Source organism: Salipiger bermudensis (genome assembly GCF_017309175.1).
Taxonomy (GTDB): domain Bacteria; phylum Pseudomonadota; class Alphaproteobacteria; order Rhodobacterales; family Rhodobacteraceae; genus Salipiger; species Salipiger bermudensis.
Genome location: NZ_JAEKJV010000019.1, coordinates 87,319 through 103,849 on the forward strand (window position 1 = coordinate 87,319; position 16,531 = coordinate 103,849).

Below are 16,531 nucleotides of genomic sequence, written 5' to 3' on the forward strand. Positions count from 1 at the left end.
TCATGGTTGCGGCAAACCGTTCCTCTGAGCTGCATTTGCCCTCTTCAGGCCGGCGACGACCGCCTCCAGGAGGGCGGGACTCGCCTGATGGCTGTCGAGCCATACTCTGGGGGTTTCGGACAGAACCGGATCCAATTCGGCCAGCTTCCCAAGGGCCGCCGCGGCGGCTCGTCCATGAGAAAGCTCGTTATGGGCGATGGCGAGCATGGCCTGACCGAAGGACCAGCCGTCAAGGGATGCCCTTTGGGCCGCGCTCAGCATGTCGTCCCATTCCTGCTTGATCAGGTGGTCCGCGGCCAGCACATGGAAATAGAAAGGTGGGGGAGACACGGACAGCTCGATCGCTTGCTGCATGAGCGGGACCGCCAGATCGTAGCGACCGTGGATGTGATAGCGGATGCCCAGATTGGCGACGGCTGCGGGATCGTTCGGGTTCACCTCGACGGCCCGGCGCGCATAGTCGATCGACCGGTCCATATCGCCGGAATATTGCTCGATATGCGACATCGCCTGCAAGGCATCGGTATCGTTCGGATCCAGGTCGAGCGCCCTCAGCGCAGCCTCGCGCGCGTGGTCGAAGCCGGCCTCCCGCGTGCGCGCGGTATCATGGCCGAACCTGGTGGCATCGTTGCGCAGATAGGCCAGCATGGCCCACGCCCGCACGTAGTCGGGGTCCTTGCGTACGGTTTCCTCCAGGCAATCCCGCGCGGCTTGGTATTCCTCCGTGCGATAGGTCCGACGATAGATCTGAGCCCGGGCGACGCAGGCGAAGCCCTGGACGCTCGGATCGCTTCGAGCAACTTTCAGACCGTCCCGGTGATCCTGCATGGCCAGACCGTATTGCTGACCGACGACCGAGGCGATCCGGGATGAAATCTCATCCTCGATCTCCGTAAGGCTGCGGCCCTTGGCACCTTCTGCATAGCGCTCGCTCCAGAGGATCTGCTGATCTGCCTGGCGGATCAATTCGGCGCGCACGAAGAGCTCATCGGCTTCGCGCCAGACAGAGCCTGCGACAACAAATTCCACCTGGCGTGATATCTCCTCGATTGAAGGCGACCCTGCGCCCGTCTTTACCTGAGCGGAGGACCTGAAGATCCGCAGATCCGGGAAGCGGATCAGAGCCGCGGCGACCGCATGAGTCAGCCCCTGAGCGAGAAGTGTTGCCAGTTCATCGACACTGCCCAGTTCAAAGTCCTCGACCAAGATCGTCACACCTCGAGAGGGCATGGCGAGCGCCACAACCTCTCCTTGCTCCTCGGGACGCGTCACCCAGACCAGCGCACCGACGAGAAGAGCGATGACGGTCACTGTCAGCGCGGCACGCCAGAAGACTGTCCGGGATCGCCATCCGCCGTAGGCTGGTTCGGGGGCCGTCGCCTGCCCGGGGATGCCGGTGTCGACCGTTTCCTGCGGGACGTCCTGGTCCGGCTGCGCGCCTATCATAGGAGAGAAAACCGGAACATAGCCCCCTTTCGGGACAGCAATCAGGATCGGGTCGTCCCGACCTGCGCCGGCATAGTAATTGTCCAGATCCCGGCGAAGTTTGCGGGCTTCCAGCCGGACGACGGGATCGGACTGCTGATCAAAATCGGGCCCCCGGCCGAATACCGCCATAGCGATGGTGGTCGCCTTGATCTGCGAAGGCCGGCCCGCGAGTGCCTCTTCGACGATATACCTCAGCAGGTCACGGCGCCGATCGCTGGCCTGGAATTCGGGGTAAGCGAGGATGCGGTCAAGTTGCCGACGAATGTCGATGTCATCAAGACAGGGCTGATCGTTGACGTCCGGATAGGCCATTGAACGAAAGGTGATGAGTCGCAGACTGATCCGAAGTTAGCACGGGATCACGGATGGTTGATAGCCTGACCGAGAAGCGCGCTCCCGAGTTGCAACATGTTCCAACGTGCACGTCGGACGCGTGACCAGCTAGGATTCCCCAAGGAGGGGGCACATGGCTGACGCATATCTGCAGACGTTGATCTCACGATTTCCGCGCCTCGAGCTCAGCATCACCAGGCTTTATCGAAAAGATCCGGAGTTCAGGGCCATCTGCGAAGAGATGGAAGTGGCCGACGCTGCGCGTGCCCGGTGGCGCGACCTACCCGAACGCGCGGACGAGTACGCGGCGATCTTCGACCGACTTCAGGACGAATTGCTCGAACACCTCACACGAAAGACGCGGGCAGAATTCCTGCGACCGCTGCAAGAAGGGATGAAAGACAATGGCCGCAATTCTTGAAGGAATAAGAGTGATCGAGGTCGCCTCGATGGCGGCCGCGCCGAACGCGACCGTGATCCTTGCCGATCTCGGGGCGGAGGTCATCAAGATCGAGCCGCTCAGCGGCGATCCCTGGCGGTTCGGGCATATGACCCCGGGCCTGCCGCCCAGCAAAGTGGCCTGGACGACATTCATCCAGAACCGCACCAAGAAACCGAAGCCACTTCAATTCTCATTTTGGAGAAAGCCATGAAGAACTGCACACTGACCGGTCTGCTCTGCACGACCATGGCCGTTTCGCCCACAGCGATCCTCGCGCACGAAGACAATCACGCGGTCATTCCTGCCGGCGTCGTCGGCGAGATCGAGACCACCATGATCAAGATGCGGTTCGACAATGTCGTGATCCGCGGCGCGCAGATCTTCAACGGCTGCGACGACGGGGTGACGGAGGCCGACGTACTGGTCAGCGGCCAGCTGATCTCGGAGATTGGGCCGGACATCGCGACGCCGGAGGGCGCGTTCGAGATCGACGCCGAGGGCTACACGCTCATCCCCGGCCTGATCGACAACCACTGGCATGGCGTCTTCGCCGAGGCGACCATCGGGCAATTGGCGCTCACCGGCGAGGGCTACTGGAACCTGCTGGCGGCGCGCGCGTCGAACAACGCATTGGCGCGCGGTTTCACGACCCTGCGCGACACTGCCGGGCCGATGTTCGACATCGCCCGGGCGACGGACGAGGGGCTGATCGACGGGCCGCGGATCTTTCCTTCCGGCCCGGCGCTGTCGATCACGGCGGGCCATCAGGATTTCCGCATGACCACCGACGTGCCGCAGGCGGCGGGCGACCTGCACAGCTTCGAGCGCGGCAACATGTTCTACATCACCGATGGCGTGCCGGACGTGCTTAAGCGCACCCGCGAGAACCTGATGCAGGGCGCGACGCAGATCAAGCTGATGGCCGGCGGGGGCGTCACCTCGGCCTACGACCCAATCCATACCGTGCAATTCACCGACGAGGAATTCCGCGCTGCCGTGGAGGCGACCGAGGCCTGGGGCACCTATGTCACGACCCATGCGATCAACGATGATGCCGTCCGCCATTCCATCGAGAACGGCGCGCGAAGCGTCGAGCATGCGCATATGTCGACGCGCGAGACCTTGCAGATGTTCAAGGACAACGATGTCTGGCTCAGCATGCAGCCCTTCCTCGACGATGAGGACGCGCCCGCTCTGAACGACTTCCAAAAGGCGAAGTACAAGTTCGTCACCGACGGCACGGATTTCGTCTACCGCACCGCCAAGGAACTGGGCCTCAAGATCGCCTTCGGCACCGACACGCTTTTCAGTGCCGATCTCGCCGAACGGCAGGGTGCGGTGCTGGCAAAGCTGGAACGCTGGTTCACGCCCTACGAGACGCTGAAGATGGCGACCTGCGACAATGCAGAATTGTTGAAGATGTCGGGCCTCGTGACGCCCTATCCCCTCGGCCCGCTCGGCGTGATCGAAGAAGGCGCCTATGCCGACATGATCCTCGTCGACGGCAATCCGCTGGAGGATCTCCAGCTGATCAGCGACCCGAAGGAAAACTTCGGCATGATCATGAAGGACGGCGTGATCTACAAATTCGATATGGAGTGAGCATTCCAATGCGCGGATTTCTGATATCGACATCCCTTGTCCTCACGGCTTCTGTCCTCACGGCTTCGGTCGCGGGGGCCCAGGACGACGGAGATGACACGCAGATCCTGTTCGAGAACGTTCGGGTCTTCGACGGGGTCGGGTCGGAGCTGAGCGAGGCGACCAACGTTCTCGTCACCGGCAACCTGATCGCCGCCATCGGCCCCGACGTGACGGCCGCCGGCGACGCGACACTCATCGCCGGCGATGGCCGGACGCTGATGCCCGGCCTTTCGGACTGCCACTGGCACTTGCTCCAGATCGCGGTCTCCAATCCGGACCTGTATTTCTCCGATCCCTACAAGAACATCATCAAGGTTGCGCTCAAGACAGAGCACACCTTGATGCAGGGCATCACCACCGTGCGCGACATGGGCGGCAACCTGTTCGCCATCAAGGATCTGATCGACGAGGGGAGCATCGTCGGACCTCGCGTTCTGCCGTCGGGCGCCAATATCTCGATGACCTCCGGCCATGGCGAAGTGCGCTTGCCCAACATGCTGCCGCGCCCCGAAGGCCGCGCCCTCATCGATCTGGAGATCGCCGGACACACGTTCATCGTCGACGGTGTGCCCGCGATCCTGAGGCGTGTGCGCGAAAACCTGATGCGCGGGGCGTCGCAGATCAAGGCCCATGCCGGCGGCGGTGTCGCCTCGCAAACGGACCCCCTGGATGGCGCACAATTCAGCCCCGAAGAACTCAGTGCGGCTGTCGAGGAAGCCAAGAGGTGGAATACCTACGTCGCTGTTCACGCCTATTCCGCGAAGGCCGTCAAGCACGCCCTGGAGGCCGGCGTCACCAGCATCGAGCACGGCCAGATGATCGACGAGGAAGCGGCGCAGATGATCGCCGAGAACGACGCCTGGGTCTGCATGCAGCCGTTCCTCGATGACGAGGACCGGATCCCGCTCGACAGCGAGTTTAGCAACTACAAGTACGACCTGATGCTCGCGGGCGTCGACACCGCCTACACGCTCGCCGCCGAATACGACCTCAAGGTCGGCTTCGGCACCGACATGCAGCAGAACCCTGCCATGATCGATCGCTGGGGCGCGCAGCTGGTGAAGCTCACGAACTGGTACACGTCCGTTGAAGCGCTGCAGATGGCGACAAGCGTCAATCAGGAGTTCTTCCGTCTGTCGGGCCCGCGGCACCCCTATCAGGAAGGTCCGCTCGGCGTGGTGCAGGCAGGCGCCTATGCCGACCTGCTGCTCGTCGATGGCAATCCCCTGGAAGACATCGAGATCGTTGCCGATCCGGGCGCGAACTTCAGGATCATCATGAAGGACGGCGTGATCTACAAGAACACGCTCGAGTGACGTGGCGCGCCGCCCGCAATCCTTCGGCGGCGCAATGGTAATGGTGGCCGGAGGTCTGCGCCTCCGGTCACGCTCGGCCGTGGCTTGAGCGTCGCCGCGGCGCGCCGGGCCCCCGGTTCGGATTAACGAAAAGGAAGAGACACATGGAAGAAACGATCGGCTTCTTCGAAATCATCTGGTCCATATTCTGGCTGTTCCTCATGGTGGCCTGGTTCTGGGTGATGATCGGCGTCGTCACCGACGTCTTTCGCTCACGCGATCTGAATGGGTTTGCCAAGGCGGCCTGGGTCGCCTTCGTCATGCTCATCCCATGGCTCGGCGTGCTCGCGTATCTGCTTCTGCGCGGCGACAAGATGGAGGCCCACCGCGCCGAGACGGTGACCAATATCGAAAACGCTCAGCGTGACTACATTCGCTCGATCGCCCAGGTTTCCGCCGCCGACGAACTCGAGAAGCTCGGCGCGCTGAAGGACAAGGGCGTGATTTCGGAAGAGGAATTCAACGCCCAGAAAGCAAAGGTGCTCGCGCAATGATTCCCAGGGGCGTTGTTGCAGAACTCATCGGCTTCCGGGATTCACTGCGTGGATCCGTTGGGTTAAGCGCCTGCCATGAGCAAGCTCGAACCTGCCCCCTACCGTACGACCAACTGGAAATCCTACAATGACGCGCTGAAGCGGCGCGGATCTCTGCTCTTCTGGCTAGACCAGGACATGAACTGGCTTGCGCCGAACGCAGGCAAGCCCGGACGTCCGCCGGTCTTCTCCGACGCAGCCATCCAGTTCTGCCTGATGATCAAGTTGCTCTTCGGCCTGCCGCTTCGGCAAACGACCGGAATGGTCGCTGTCCGGCGTCAGCCCCCATGGGACATCTGAATTGATTTCGGAAAGGAGGGTTTCTAGCTCATCGTAACCGCCAAGGAGTGGAGATGAGACAGGGAACGCACCGCACTTCGAGCTGCTGGGCTTCACGGATTCATCATGGCGCGCGGCTTCCAGAAGATGCCAATCGAAGACCGCGCGGCCGTGCTGATCTTCCGCTGACGCGAGATGGTCCGGCTAACCCGAATCCTTGCTGCACCTTCTATGCTGGAAATCCTCGTCCAGAGAGGCAAGAAGCTAGTCACACTCCCTTTCTGACTATTTTGCCTCAGCGACCAGCACGTGAGGCCACGTGTCGCACTTAGCGACTATCGGGCACACCATACCACAGCCGTTACCCGAGAAGAGCAACCGCTACAATCTCTGAGCCCCATCGCCTCTCAAGACTTTGATTTGACTGGTGCCCCCACACGGACTCGAACCGCGGACCTACTGATTACAAATCAGTTGCTCTACCAGCTGAGCTATAGGGGCACCGTGGCGCAAGGGATATGCCAGCCGGCGGGGTGGGTGCAAGCGATATCTAGCGGTTTGCGCGGGCCAGAAGACCGACCGCCGCCAGCCCAACCGCGATCACCAGCATCGCCGCCGGCGCGGCGCCGCCGAGGTTCTCCAGAGAGGCCTGCTCGTGCACCCGCGTGGCCAGCGTCTCGTAGTTGAACGGGCGCAGGAGCAACGTCGCGGGAAGCTCCTTGACGCAGTCGACGAAGACCAGCAGCAGCGCCGAAGCCACCGAGGCGCGGATCAGCGGGTAGTAGACCTCTGCCAGGGTCTGGCCCTGGCTGCGCCCCAGCGAGCGCGCCGCCAGTGCGAGGTTGGGCGAGACCCGCCCCATCGCCGCATCCGCCGCGCCCTGCGCGATGGCGAAGAAACGGACGAAATAGGCCAGCACCAGCGCGAAGGCCGAGCCAGTCAGGACAAGGCCGATATCGTAGCCGGTGAGCGCCTCGATCCCGTCGGCCAGCGCGTGGTCGAGCCCCGCAAGCGGGATCAGGATGCCGACGCCCAGCACCGCGCCCGGGGCGGCGTAGCCGATGGTGGTCACCGGCAGAAGCAGCCGCGGCAGCGCCCGCCCCGAGAGCCGCACGCCGTAGACCAGGAACACGCCGCCCAGCACCGTCAGCACCGCTGCAAGCCCGCAAACCGTGAGCGTGTGCAGCCCGGCCTGCCAGAGCCGCGGATCGGACCAGTTCTCGGCGTGCCCGAGCGCATGATGCAGGATCACGCCCGCGGGCAACACGAAGCCCATCAGGAAGGGAATGGCGCAGGCCAGGGTCGCCAGCCACGCCGCCCGTCCGGGCAGCGGCTTGCGCTCGACCGGACGGTGACGGGTCGAGAGGTTGAAAAACCGCATGCGGCGGCGCGAGCTCTTCTCGAGCAGCACCAAGAGGATCACCAGCGCCAGCACGGTGGCGGCGATCTGGGCCGCGCCGCCGGCATTGTTGCTCTGCAGCCAGACCGAGAAGATCCCGGTGGTCAGCGTCTGCACCGCGAAATAATCGACGGTGCCGAAGTCGTTCACCGATTCCATCATTACGATGGCCACGCCCGCGGCGATGGCAGGCCGCGCCAGCGGCAGGCCGACACGCCAGAACCGGCCGAAGACACCGGCGCCGAGCGACTGCGCCACCTCGTCCGAGGAGGCCGACTGCTCGCGAAAGGCGTTGCGCGCCAGCAGGTAGACATATGGATAGAGCGCCGCCGCCAGCACCACGATCGCGGCGCCCATGGAGCGGATCTCGGGGAACCAGTAGTCGCGCGCGGTCTGCCAGCCGAAGAGACCGCGCAGGGCCGTCTGCACGGGGCCGGCATATTCCAGCAGGTCGACCAGCGCATAGGCGCCCACATAGGCCGGGATCGCCAGCGGCAGCAGCAGCAGGTATTCCAGCCAGCGTCGCCAAGGAAACTCGTAGCGCGCGATCAGCCAGGCCGCGCCCGAGCCCGCACATCCCGCCAGCACGCCCACCCCGAACATCAGCACCAGCGTGTTGCTCATGTAGCGTGGCAGCGTGGTCGAGACGAGATGCGGCCAGATGTTCTCGGCCGGGAAGGCGGCGATCCAGAGCACCGCGAGGATCGGTCCCAGCACCACCGCCGCGATCAGCGCCGCGCCGGCCGACCAGGGGCTGGGCCAGCGCGGTCCACGGGTGGTCTTGGCGGTGCTGTGATCGGCCAGGCTCATCTCGGTCTCCGGTAGGGCTGCGCGGGGAATGCGGTTTTACTCGGCGCGAAAGCGCTTATAGTCCGGCCGTGCGCGTTTCAAAAGAGCAGGCCATGCAGATCAGTCTTCACATCGGCGTCCACGGCACGGATGAGGACCGCCTGCTCAAGGGGATGCTGCGCAATGCCGACGATTTCCGTAAAGACGGCGTGGCGATCCCCGGCCCCTCGCGTTACCGCGCGCTGCTGTCGGACGCGCTCAACGGGCTTGGCGACGGCACGCCCGCGCCGGAGGCCCGCGAGGTGCTGCTCGACACCATCCTGAGCGAGGATCCCGAGACCGTCTCGCGGCTCTGCCTGAGCCACGAGAACCTGCTCTCGGTGCCGAAACTGGCGCTGGCGGGCGGGCGGCTCTACCGCAAGACCGAGCAACGCCTGCAGGGCGTGCAGAAGCTGTTTCCCCGCGACCGCATCGGGGTGTTTCTCGGGCTGCGCGATTTCGCCACCTTTCTGCCGACGGTCTACAAGGCCACGCCGCATGGCAGCTTCGACGAGTTCCTCGGCGGGGTCGACCCGATGCACCTGCGCTGGTCGGACCTTGTCCGGCGCATCCGCGAGGCGGTGCCGGGCATGCCGGTCACGGTCTGGTGCAACGAGGACACGCCGCTGATCTGGGGTCAGATCCTGCGCGAGATGGCCGGCATTCCGCTCGAGCGCAAGATCATCGGCTCGTTCGACGTGTTCTCGGAGATCATCAACCCCGAAGGCATGCGGCGCTTCCGCGCCTTCCTCAAGGAGAACCCGGGCGTCAACGAGGCACAGAAGCGCCGGGTGATGACGGCGTTTCTCGACAAGTACGCGCTCGACGAGGCGATCGAGGAAGAGCTCGACCTGCCGGGCTGGGACGCGGCCTATGTCGACATGCTGACCGAGCTTTATGACGAGGATGTCTGGCAGATCGGCCAGATGCCGGGGGTGCGGCTTCTCACGCCCTGAGGGCGTTGCGGAGCCGCCGGGGGTGGAGGGGCGCTGCCCCTCTTGGCGCGAGGCGCCAATTCACCCCGGGATATTTTCGGCCAGAAGAAGCTGGGGGGAGGTGCGAAGCTTGTGCGCTGGCACTGGCTGGGCCCGGCTTCTGGAGGCGGCAGGCGCGGGGACGCGAGATCGCCCCTGCCGCTTTCGCTGAGTGCTGCCCGTTGCGGGGCGGCGCAGCCTCACTCCATGCCGAGCGCGGCCTTGTACATCTCGAGCACCGCCTCTTCCTCGGCGATGTCGTCCTTGTCGCGCTTGCGCAGCGCGATCACCTTGCGCAGCACCTTGACGTCGTAGCCGCGGCCCTTGGCCTCGGCCATGACCTCTTTCTGCTGGTCGGCGACTTCCTTCTTTTCCGCCTCGAGGCGCTCGTAGCGCTCTATAAAGCTGCGCAGCTCGCCTGCCGCGACGCCGTAGCTGTTGCTCGAACCTTCGTCTTGCATCGGTTGTGTCTCCTGCCGGTATGGCGCCCTGATTACTCCAGCCCGCGCGCGACCATCAAGGGGTTGCGACATGCCACGCGATGGATTACCGCAGGCCGGGTTTTCCGGGAGTGAAGGACGATCGCGATGGAATGGCTGATCTGGCTGGGTGCGCTGATCTCGGTGCTGGGGCTTCTGGGCCTGCTGTTCTGCATCGCGCGGGTCTGGGGGGCACGCCGCAAGGGGCTCGACGACGAGGCGCTGCGCGAGGTGGTGCGCAAGGTCGTGCCGCTGAACATGGGCGCGCTGCTGTTCTCGGTGCTGGGGCTGATGATGGTCATCATGGGCATCTTCCTCGGCTGATCCGGGGACCCTGGCCGGGCCAGATCGGGCCGGGCCGCGTCAGCGGTTCAGCGTCTCGAAACTGCGGCCGTTCTTGATCAGCTCGCCGAAGACCGGTTCCGGCGCCCAGAAGGCGGCGTCCGGATGGTCGAGCCCGTCCATGGCGCGACGTACCGAAAGCAGGCCGTAGACGCCCACCAGATGCATCGGACCGCCGCGCCAGCGCGGCAGGTCGAGCGCCAGCGTCGCCACCACGTCGATGTCGGAGGGCCGGGCCACCATGCCCGAAGCCAGCATCCGGGCACCCTCATTGGCCATCGCCCCGAAGATCAGCCGGCGGATCTGCTCATGCGACAGCGGCTTGGCCGCGGGACGCTCGGCATTCAGCAGCGCGGTCAGCTCGGGATCCTCGGATGGGACCGGGGGCGTTCCGTCCCAGAGGTAGAACCCAGCGCCACCGGTGCGGCCGGCGCGGTCGTGCCCGACCATCACCTCGCACCAGTTGCGCGCGCCCTCTGCGCGGGGACGCGTGGCGAGATCCGGCAGGCCGCGCTGGTCGGAGGCAAGGAACGGCGGGCGATGCCAGCCCCAGTCGCGGAAGCTGCGGTCGATCTCGTAGGGATGCTGGCCAAGGTCGACCAGTGCGTCGGCGGCGCGCTGACAGGCCGCCAGCAGCCGCGAGGCGATGCTTTCGCCACGCGAGTTCACCCGCACCGGGATCTTGTCGAGCGCCTTGGCGAGCGCGCGGGCGGCGACGATCTGCTCGGGCATCGCCGCGGGTCCGACGATCACCTCAATCAGGCGCGCTGCGTGGATCGGCGGGGCGAAGCGCAGCCCGACCTGCCGCACCTTGCCGGGCAAGGCGCTGACCCTGGGAATGCCCTCGGGGGCCGGCACGTCGCCCTGCCCGCGCGCTGCGTGCACGATCATCTCGACCCCGCCGGTCATCGCCGCGCTGTCGCCGATGCGCAGATCCGCCAGCCGGTCAAGCGCGTCGTCCTCGGACAGCGCCCCGCGCCTGACGAATTCGTCGAACACGTCGCGCAGGCGTGGCACGCCTTCGCGCAGCGCCGCGGGGTCGCGTGTTCCCCATTGCACCGCGATGCCGCGGACCAGCGCCGCAAAGACCAGCTGGATCGCGAGCGGGCCGCCGCCCAGCACCGCGATCCGGGACAGGTCCGGCAGTGGCGCGTCCTCGGGCAGCCCCAGCCGCCGCGCCCGGTGCTCGGCAACGAAGGCGGCGCGCAGGGCGCGCGATTGCTCGGAGTCGCGGCAGGTCTGGGCGGCATCGGCCTCGAAGGCAAGCCCGGCCTCGAAGGGCAGCAGGATGGCGGCCTCGACCGCCGCCACGATCTCGCGCGGGGCCAGTTCCGGCGCGCTGGCAAGCGCCTCGCGGCGCTGCGTCACCGCCTGCTGGTAGGCCATCGGATCGGAAAAACCGCTGCGGATCCCGGAGGTCGGGCGCACCGCTCCGCCGTCCTCGAGCAGCGCCTCGACGAATTGCGTAGCGCCCGCGAGCGCATCCTCCTCGACCACCAGATCGGCCAGCGCCTCGGCCGGCGCGTCGTCGATGCTCCAAAGCTGACCGGTGAGCATCATCTCGAGTGCAGCGCCCGCCCCGGCCAGCCGCGGCAGGCGCTGGGTCGCGCCGGCGGACGGTATCAGGCCCAGCTTGACCTCGGGAAAGCCGATGCGGGTCTCGGCATCGGCCACGCGGTAATGCGCGGCCAGAGCCAGCTCGACGCCCGCCCCGAGCACCGTGCCGTGCAGCGCTGCCACCACCGGCAGCCGGCTGGCCTCGACCCGCGCGCAGAGCTCTGCCATGGTGGGAGCGTCAGTGGTGCCGTCGGTCTCGGAAAGCTCGGCACCGGAGGCAAACGCCGCCCCCTCGCCATAAAGGACGATCGCGACCGCGCCCTCTTCGTCGGCGGCCCGGTCGAACGCCGCGATCAGCGCGGCGCGCACATCCCGGACGAGCGCGTTGACCGGCGGGTTGCAGATGCCGATCCGTACGACTCCGTCGCCTACCGAATACCCGACCGTATCCCGCGCCTCTGACATCTGCCCGTCCTTGCCTGCCGGCCCGTTTGCCGGCGCCTGTGCCTGCCGCGCTTATCTGCGCGATCACGGCGCATTAGACGGGAAACACGGGCTCAAGGCAAGGTTGGAAACCGGGCCGCTCAGATCGGCATGTTGTCGAACTGGTCCTCGACCTCGCTGTCGCCATCGGGTCGGACCAGATGCAACGCGCTCTCGGGCACCTTGCCGCCGCGCGCCTCCAGCTCCTCGATGTGGCGCTCGAGATCCTCGAGCAAGTCCTTCTCGGCGGCGGCATCGGCAGAGGCTCCTGCCTCGCGGATGGCTGCCGCAAGTTTGACAATCCGGTTCTTCAGCGCTTCGATCATGATGTCTTTCCTCCTCACAGCGGCCGGGAGTGACCGGCCTGATGGCTTGCCTCGTCCGCGCAGCTCGCGCAGAGCGCCGCGTCCGGCAACAGATCGAGCCGCCCTTCCGGGATCGGCTCACCGCATTTCACGCAAAACCCGTACTCGCCCTCGTCCATGCGCCTCAGCGCGGCGCGAATGCGCGCGATCTCGGCCTGGCCGCTGGAGCCAAGACGTTCGAGCACTTCGTCGCCCTCGCGTTCGCTGGCACTGTCCTCCCAGTCCTTCGGGCGCGGCGCATCGAGAGAGCTCTCGATCTCCTCCAACCGTACACCGAGCTCCTCAAGCCTGTTGCATAACATGATTCTGTAGGTTTCGTGCGACATGATGACGGTCCCTCGGCCTCCTCCGAGTATAGTGATGAAACCATCGGCGGATGGGCGCCTTGACGCAGGTCAATCGCGAAAGAATCCTTGCAAACATATTCACGTTTACCTATGTGAATGTCGAAACGGAGGACCATCCCATGATCTCACCAGACGTCACCGCATTCTTCGACGAAGCCACCAACACGATTTCCTACGTCGTGCGCGATCCGTCCGGGTCGTCCTGCGCCGTGGTCGATTCCGTGCTCGACTTCGATTATTCCTCTGGCCGCACCGACACCCGCTCGGCGGATGCAATCATCGCCTTCGTCAAGGAGCACGAGCTCAAGGTCGAGTGGCTGCTCGAGAGCCACGTTCATGCCGACCACCTCTCGGCCGCGCCCTACATCCAGCAGGAAGTGGGCGGCAAGATCGGCATCGGCGAGCGCATCACCGTGGTGCAGGACACCTTCGGCAAGGTGTTCAACGAGGGCACCGAGTTCCAGCGCGACGGTTCGCAGTTCGACCAGCTCTTCGAGGAGGGCGACAGCTTCCATATCGGCCAGCTGCGCGGCGACGTGCTGCACACGCCCGGCCACACGCCGGCCTGCCTCACCTACGTGATCGGTGACGCGGCCTTTGTCGGCGACACGCTGTTCATGCCCGATTTCGGCACCGCGCGCTGCGACTTCCCCGGCGGCTCGTCCGAGACTCTCTACAACTCGATCCAGAAGATCCTCGCCCTGCCCGACGAGACCCGGATCTTCGTCGGCCACGACTACAAGGCCCCGGGCCGCGACGAATACGCGTGGGAGACCACCGTGGGCGAGCAGAAGGCGCTCAACATCCACGTGGGCGAAGGCAAGTCGGCCGAGGACTTCGTCAAGATGCGCGACAGCCGCGATGCGACGCTGGCCATGCCTAAGCTGATCATCCCGTCGCTGCAGGTCAACATGCGCGCCGGCCAGATGCCGCCGGCGGACGAGAAGGGCGATGTCTTCCTCAAGGTGCCGGTCAACAAGCTCTGATCCGCATCCCCCGACCCAAGCCGGCGCCCCCGCTGCGAACCGGGGGCGCCTTGGCGTTCCGGCCATCGGAACAACTCTCAAATCGACACAAAGGAAACGCGCAACATGGAACAGGACTGGATCTGGGGCCTCATCGGCGGCCTGCTGATCGGCTCCGGCGGGGCGGTCTATCTGCTCTTCAACGGGCGCATCATGGGCGCCTCGGGCATCGTCGGCTCGCTGGTCGACGGATCGGCCGGCGGCCTGAAATGGGAACGGCTGGTGTTCCTCGCTGGCGTGGTGCTGCTGCCGGTGCTGCTGATGCCCGCCTATGGCACCGTCGACACCCACATCACCGACAACACCGCGGTGCTGGTCGCCGCCGGCCTGCTGGTGGGGCTCGGCACCCGTCTTGCCAATGGCTGCACCTCGGGACACGGCGTCTGCGGCATGTCGCGCCTGTCAGTGCGCGGCATCGTGGCGACGGCCTGCTACATCCTCGCCGGCGGCGTCGGCGTGGTTCTGTTCCGTCACATCCTGGGAGTGATCTGAGATGATGCGGCTTGTCTTCTCCTTCATTGCCGGCGGCCTGTTCGGCGGCGGTCTGTTCATCTCGGGCATGACCGACACCGCCAAGGTGCAGGGCTGGCTCGACGTGTTCGGCGCCTGGGACCCGACGCTGGCCTTCGTGATGGGCGGTGCGATGATCCCCATGGCGATCGCGTGGATGGTGGCGCGCAAGCGCCAGAGCTCGGTGCTGGGCGTGCCGCTTCCACCGCCCCCCTCGCGCGAGATCGACCGCAAGCTGATCATCGGCTCGGTGCTGTTCGGCATCGGCTGGGGTCTGGCCGGTCTGTGCCCGGGGCCGTCGATCGCAGCGCTGAGCTTCGGCGGGAGCGGATTGTATGTCTTCGTGGCGGCCATGCTCACCGGCATGGTTGTGGCGCCTTTCGTAAGATCACGTCTGGACAAAGCCGTTCCTGCCGAGTGATATCGCGCGCATGGCTATGATCGAACTCACCCCCGGCTATTCCGTCTCTCCGCAGATCGCGCTCGAGGACGTGCAGGCCGCCGCCGACGCGGGCATCACGCTCGTGATCTGCAACCGTCCGGACGCGGAGGTTCCCCCGGAACTGTCGCATCGGGCCATGGAAGAGGCGGCGCGCGCCGCCGGGATGGCGTTCGTCTACATCCCGGTCACCAACGAGAGCCTGACGCTCGAGCAGGTGACGCAGCAGGCCGAGCTTCTGGCCGAGGCCGACGGACCGGTGCTGGCCTATTGCCGCTCGGGCACCCGCTGCTCGATCGTCTGGGCGATGGGCAAGGCCGGCGAGATGCCGGTGGACGAGATCCTCGCCACCACCGCCAAGGCCGGCTACCAACTCGAGGGTATCCGCCCAACGCTCGAGACGCTGGCAGCCCAGAAGGGCTGAGCCCCGGCTCAGTCCTCATCAAGCTCGAACGGCGCGGCGGCGAAATCGAACTCCGCCCCGCCGCTTTCCTCGGCATCCTCTCCGGAGCCGAACTCCCCGCTGAAATCCGTGCCAAAATCGCCTCCGAATTCTTCGGTGTCGGCGGCGCCCGTATCGAAGGTTCCTGCGTCGAACTCCATCAGCGGCAGCTCGGGCAGATCCTCGGCAAGGTCCGGCCCGCGTTCGGGCGCTGGTGCCGCGGCCACCTCCGCCGCGGCCGGCGCCGCGCCCTCGGACAACGCAGCTGGCGGCGCCGTGCTCCCGTCCTCTGCCGGATCCGGCAAACCGCAGCCCTCGGGCCAGGCCAGCCGCACCGCCCGCATGCCGTTGATCTGACCAAGCCGCCCGCCCGCGACACCCGAGCCGTCGCCGGCCAGAAGCTCGACCCCGTCGAGCGCTTCGGGCGGCAGCGAGATCAGATCGCCGGGCTGCAGTTTCTCCGCCGCCGACAGTGGCAGGACCAGCCTGTGCAGCACCGCATCCATGTGCACCGGCAGCAGCTTCATTTTCTGCTCGTGAGGCCCCTCCTGCCCCGAAGCCCCGGCCTCGTCCGCCGCGTCGGCCTCGGCACGGTCTGGAAGGAACAACGCCAGCTCTCCGGTGCGGCGACCAAGCGCGAGATCGAGAGACACCCGAAAGGCGCGATAGCCGGACGCATCCAGCAGCAGCCCGGCCGTGCGCGAATCCTCGACCATGGCGCCGAAGCGGAATCCGGCAATCTGCGGCTGCAGCGGATGATCCTCGAGATAACGCTCGAACCGTTCGAGTGCGCTGTCGAGCAGCGGCGCCATCATCGCCGCGTCGGTCTGGGTCAGCGGTCGCTCCTCGACCGGCATCTGGGTGACCTGCAGGATGGTCTGCACCTCGATGAGCCCGGTCATCACCGGGCGCTCGATCCGGGCCACTCCGGGCACGCCATCGGGCCCGTCGAGCAGGATCAGCAGCGCATCACCGCCAAGCGCGGCGACGACCCCGTCCTGATCTAGATGCGCCTGCTCGACCCCGTGGGTCACCAGCGCGAGATCCCAAAGCACATCCGCGGTGCGCGACAGCGCACGGCGCAGCGCCTTGGACGGCGACATCGACCGCGCCTCAAGGGCGCGGCGGGCCGCGCTGGCCTTCTGGGCCAGAACCTCATCCTGTCTTGCGGGATCTCCCATCGTGCGGGCAGCCTGTTCTCGGGCGGACTCTGCGAAGTGTATGGAGGGATTTGGTTACCATGGGCTTTAGAGCGCCCCTGAAACCG

At 65.8% G+C, this 16,531-nt stretch carries 18 protein-coding genes, 1 tRNA gene and 1 pseudogene; 12 read left to right on the plus strand and 8 right to left on the minus strand.

What is annotated here, in order from left to right; translation table 11 throughout:
* The gene (locus tag JF542_RS20665) at nt 1–1,800 is read right to left on the minus strand and encodes a tetratricopeptide repeat protein (protein ID WP_207077242.1); all 1,800 of its coding nucleotides are present in this window, start codon (nt 1,798–1,800) and stop codon (nt 1–3) included.
* Nucleotides 1,801–1,954: 154 nt separating this feature from the next.
* Between JF542_RS20665 and JF542_RS20670 the strand changes: the two genes are divergently transcribed.
* The 6 genes and pseudogenes from JF542_RS20670 to JF542_RS20695 all read left to right on the plus strand — a co-directional run.
* A complete protein-coding gene (locus tag JF542_RS20670; RefSeq protein ID WP_207077243.1) occupies nt 1,955–2,242 on the plus strand; it encodes a hypothetical protein in 288 nt (95 codons plus the stop codon).
* A gap of 10 nt (nt 2,243–2,252) precedes the next feature.
* Entirely contained in the window at nt 2,253–2,474 is a 222-nt protein-coding gene (locus tag JF542_RS20675) for a CoA transferase (RefSeq protein ID WP_340689172.1), read from the plus strand.
* Nucleotides 2,471–3,865, plus strand: a complete 1,395-nt coding sequence (locus JF542_RS20680) for a metal-dependent hydrolase family protein (RefSeq protein ID WP_207077245.1) — start codon at nt 2,471–2,473, stop codon at nt 3,863–3,865. Before JF542_RS20675 ends, JF542_RS20680 begins: the two co-directional genes overlap by 4 nt.
* Before the next feature lie 8 nt (nt 3,866–3,873).
* On the plus strand, nt 3,874–5,223 hold the full coding sequence (locus JF542_RS20685; RefSeq protein ID WP_207077246.1) for a metal-dependent hydrolase family protein: 1,350 nt from the start codon (nt 3,874–3,876) through the stop codon (nt 5,221–5,223).
* 143 nt (nt 5,224–5,366) lie between these two features.
* The gene (locus JF542_RS20690) at nt 5,367–5,756 is read left to right on the plus strand and encodes an SHOCT domain-containing protein (RefSeq protein ID WP_207077264.1); all 390 of its coding nucleotides are present in this window, start codon (nt 5,367–5,369) and stop codon (nt 5,754–5,756) included.
* A 75-nt stretch (nt 5,757–5,831) separates the two neighbouring features.
* Nucleotides 5,832–6,065 (plus strand): annotated as a pseudogene (locus JF542_RS20695) (transposase); the annotation flags it as partial.
* 434 nt (nt 6,066–6,499) lie between these two features.
* Here the strand turns inward: JF542_RS20695 and JF542_RS20700 are convergent.
* A tRNA-Thr gene (locus JF542_RS20700) sits at nt 6,500–6,575 on the minus strand.
* Nucleotides 6,576–6,624: 49 nt separating this feature from the next.
* Nucleotides 6,625–8,283 carry an ABC transporter permease gene (locus JF542_RS20705; RefSeq protein WP_207077247.1) on the minus strand — a complete coding sequence of 553 codons (1,659 nt, stop codon included), beginning with the start codon at nt 8,281–8,283 and terminating at the stop codon, nt 6,625–6,627.
* Between the two features lie 92 nt (nt 8,284–8,375).
* Between JF542_RS20705 and JF542_RS20710 the strand changes: the two genes are divergently transcribed.
* Nucleotides 8,376–9,257 (plus strand): hypothetical protein, encoded by an 882-nt coding sequence (locus tag JF542_RS20710; protein WP_207077248.1) that lies wholly within the window; start codon nt 8,376–8,378, stop codon nt 9,255–9,257.
* Nucleotides 9,258–9,475: 218 nt separating this feature from the next.
* Here the strand turns inward: JF542_RS20710 and JF542_RS20715 are convergent, their stop codons facing one another.
* Nucleotides 9,476–9,736: a DUF2312 domain-containing protein gene (locus JF542_RS20715; protein ID WP_007797838.1), complete on the minus strand. Its 261-nt coding sequence runs from the start codon at nt 9,734–9,736 to the stop codon at nt 9,476–9,478.
* Between the two features lie 126 nt (nt 9,737–9,862).
* Here JF542_RS20715 and JF542_RS20720 point away from each other — a divergent pair, with 126 nt between their 5' ends.
* Nucleotides 9,863–10,078, plus strand: coding sequence for a hypothetical protein (locus JF542_RS20720; RefSeq protein ID WP_007797836.1), 216 nt, complete (start codon nt 9,863–9,865; stop codon nt 10,076–10,078).
* A 39-nt stretch (nt 10,079–10,117) separates the two neighbouring features.
* Here JF542_RS20720 and JF542_RS20725 read toward each other — a convergent pair whose 3' ends face one another.
* The 3 genes from JF542_RS20725 to JF542_RS20735 form a co-directional block, all read right to left on the minus strand.
* A complete protein-coding gene (locus tag JF542_RS20725; protein WP_207077249.1) occupies nt 10,118–12,118 on the minus strand; it encodes an enoyl-CoA hydratase-related protein in 2,001 nt (666 codons plus the stop codon).
* A gap of 119 nt (nt 12,119–12,237) precedes the next feature.
* Nucleotides 12,238–12,462 (minus strand): hypothetical protein, encoded by a 225-nt coding sequence (locus JF542_RS20730; RefSeq protein ID WP_207077250.1) that lies wholly within the window; start codon nt 12,460–12,462, stop codon nt 12,238–12,240.
* A 14-nt stretch (nt 12,463–12,476) separates the two neighbouring features.
* Complete coding sequence (locus tag JF542_RS20735) at nt 12,477–12,827, minus strand: TraR/DksA family transcriptional regulator (RefSeq protein WP_007797825.1); 351 nt, start codon at nt 12,825–12,827, stop codon at nt 12,477–12,479.
* Between the two features lie 143 nt (nt 12,828–12,970).
* Between JF542_RS20735 and JF542_RS20740 the strand changes: the two genes are divergently transcribed.
* From JF542_RS20740 to JF542_RS20755, 4 genes are all read left to right on the plus strand, one after another.
* On the plus strand, nt 12,971–13,834 hold the full coding sequence (locus tag JF542_RS20740; protein WP_207077265.1) for an MBL fold metallo-hydrolase: 864 nt from the start codon (nt 12,971–12,973) through the stop codon (nt 13,832–13,834).
* Between the two features lie 105 nt (nt 13,835–13,939).
* Nucleotides 13,940–14,365: a YeeE/YedE family protein gene (locus JF542_RS20745; protein WP_007797819.1), complete on the plus strand. Its 426-nt coding sequence runs from the start codon at nt 13,940–13,942 to the stop codon at nt 14,363–14,365.
* A gap of 1 nt (nt 14,366) precedes the next feature.
* Nucleotides 14,367–14,804, plus strand: a complete 438-nt coding sequence (locus JF542_RS20750; protein WP_007797816.1) for a DUF6691 family protein — start codon at nt 14,367–14,369, stop codon at nt 14,802–14,804.
* Nucleotides 14,805–14,820: 16 nt separating this feature from the next.
* Nucleotides 14,821–15,246, plus strand: coding sequence for a protein tyrosine phosphatase family protein (locus tag JF542_RS20755; RefSeq protein WP_007797814.1), 426 nt, complete (start codon nt 14,821–14,823; stop codon nt 15,244–15,246).
* Nucleotides 15,247–15,254: 8 nt separating this feature from the next.
* Here the strand turns inward: JF542_RS20755 and JF542_RS20760 are convergent, their stop codons facing one another.
* The gene (locus tag JF542_RS20760; protein WP_242533868.1) at nt 15,255–16,367 is read right to left on the minus strand and encodes a flagellar motor switch protein FliM; all 1,113 of its coding nucleotides are present in this window, start codon (nt 16,365–16,367) and stop codon (nt 15,255–15,257) included.
* Between the last annotated feature and the right edge of the window lie 164 nt (nt 16,368–16,531).

Excerpts from the sequence above, each read along its gene's own strand:
- JF542_RS20665 (WP_207077242.1), bottom strand. The coding sequence starts at position 1,800 with ATGGCCTATCCGGACGTCAACGATCAGCCCTGTCTTGATGACATCGAC.
- JF542_RS20670 (WP_207077243.1), top strand. The coding sequence starts at position 1,955 with ATGGCTGACGCATATCTGCAGACGTTGATCTCACGATTTCCGCGCCTC.
- JF542_RS20680 (WP_207077245.1), top strand. The coding sequence starts at position 2,471 with ATGAAGAACTGCACACTGACCGGTCTGCTCTGCACGACCATGGCCGTT.
- JF542_RS20685 (WP_207077246.1), top strand. The coding sequence starts at position 3,874 with ATGCGCGGATTTCTGATATCGACATCCCTTGTCCTCACGGCTTCTGTC.
- JF542_RS20690 (WP_207077264.1), top strand. The coding sequence starts at position 5,367 with ATGGAAGAAACGATCGGCTTCTTCGAAATCATCTGGTCCATATTCTGG.
- JF542_RS20705 (WP_207077247.1), bottom strand. The coding sequence starts at position 8,283 with ATGAGCCTGGCCGATCACAGCACCGCCAAGACCACCCGTGGACCGCGC.
- JF542_RS20710 (WP_207077248.1), top strand. The coding sequence starts at position 8,376 with ATGCAGATCAGTCTTCACATCGGCGTCCACGGCACGGATGAGGACCGC.
- JF542_RS20715 (WP_007797838.1), bottom strand. The coding sequence starts at position 9,736 with ATGCAAGACGAAGGTTCGAGCAACAGCTACGGCGTCGCGGCAGGCGAG.
- JF542_RS20720 (WP_007797836.1), top strand. The coding sequence starts at position 9,863 with ATGGAATGGCTGATCTGGCTGGGTGCGCTGATCTCGGTGCTGGGGCTT.
- JF542_RS20725 (WP_207077249.1), bottom strand. The coding sequence starts at position 12,118 with ATGTCAGAGGCGCGGGATACGGTCGGGTATTCGGTAGGCGACGGAGTC.
- JF542_RS20730 (WP_207077250.1), bottom strand. The coding sequence starts at position 12,462 with ATGATCGAAGCGCTGAAGAACCGGATTGTCAAACTTGCGGCAGCCATC.
- JF542_RS20735 (WP_007797825.1), bottom strand. The coding sequence starts at position 12,827 with ATGTCGCACGAAACCTACAGAATCATGTTATGCAACAGGCTTGAGGAG.
- JF542_RS20745 (WP_007797819.1), top strand. The coding sequence starts at position 13,940 with ATGGAACAGGACTGGATCTGGGGCCTCATCGGCGGCCTGCTGATCGGC.
- JF542_RS20750 (WP_007797816.1), top strand. The coding sequence starts at position 14,367 with ATGATGCGGCTTGTCTTCTCCTTCATTGCCGGCGGCCTGTTCGGCGGC.
- JF542_RS20755 (WP_007797814.1), top strand. The coding sequence starts at position 14,821 with ATGATCGAACTCACCCCCGGCTATTCCGTCTCTCCGCAGATCGCGCTC.
- JF542_RS20760 (WP_242533868.1), bottom strand. The coding sequence starts at position 16,367 with ATGTCGCCGTCCAAGGCGCTGCGCCGTGCGCTGTCGCGCACCGCGGAT.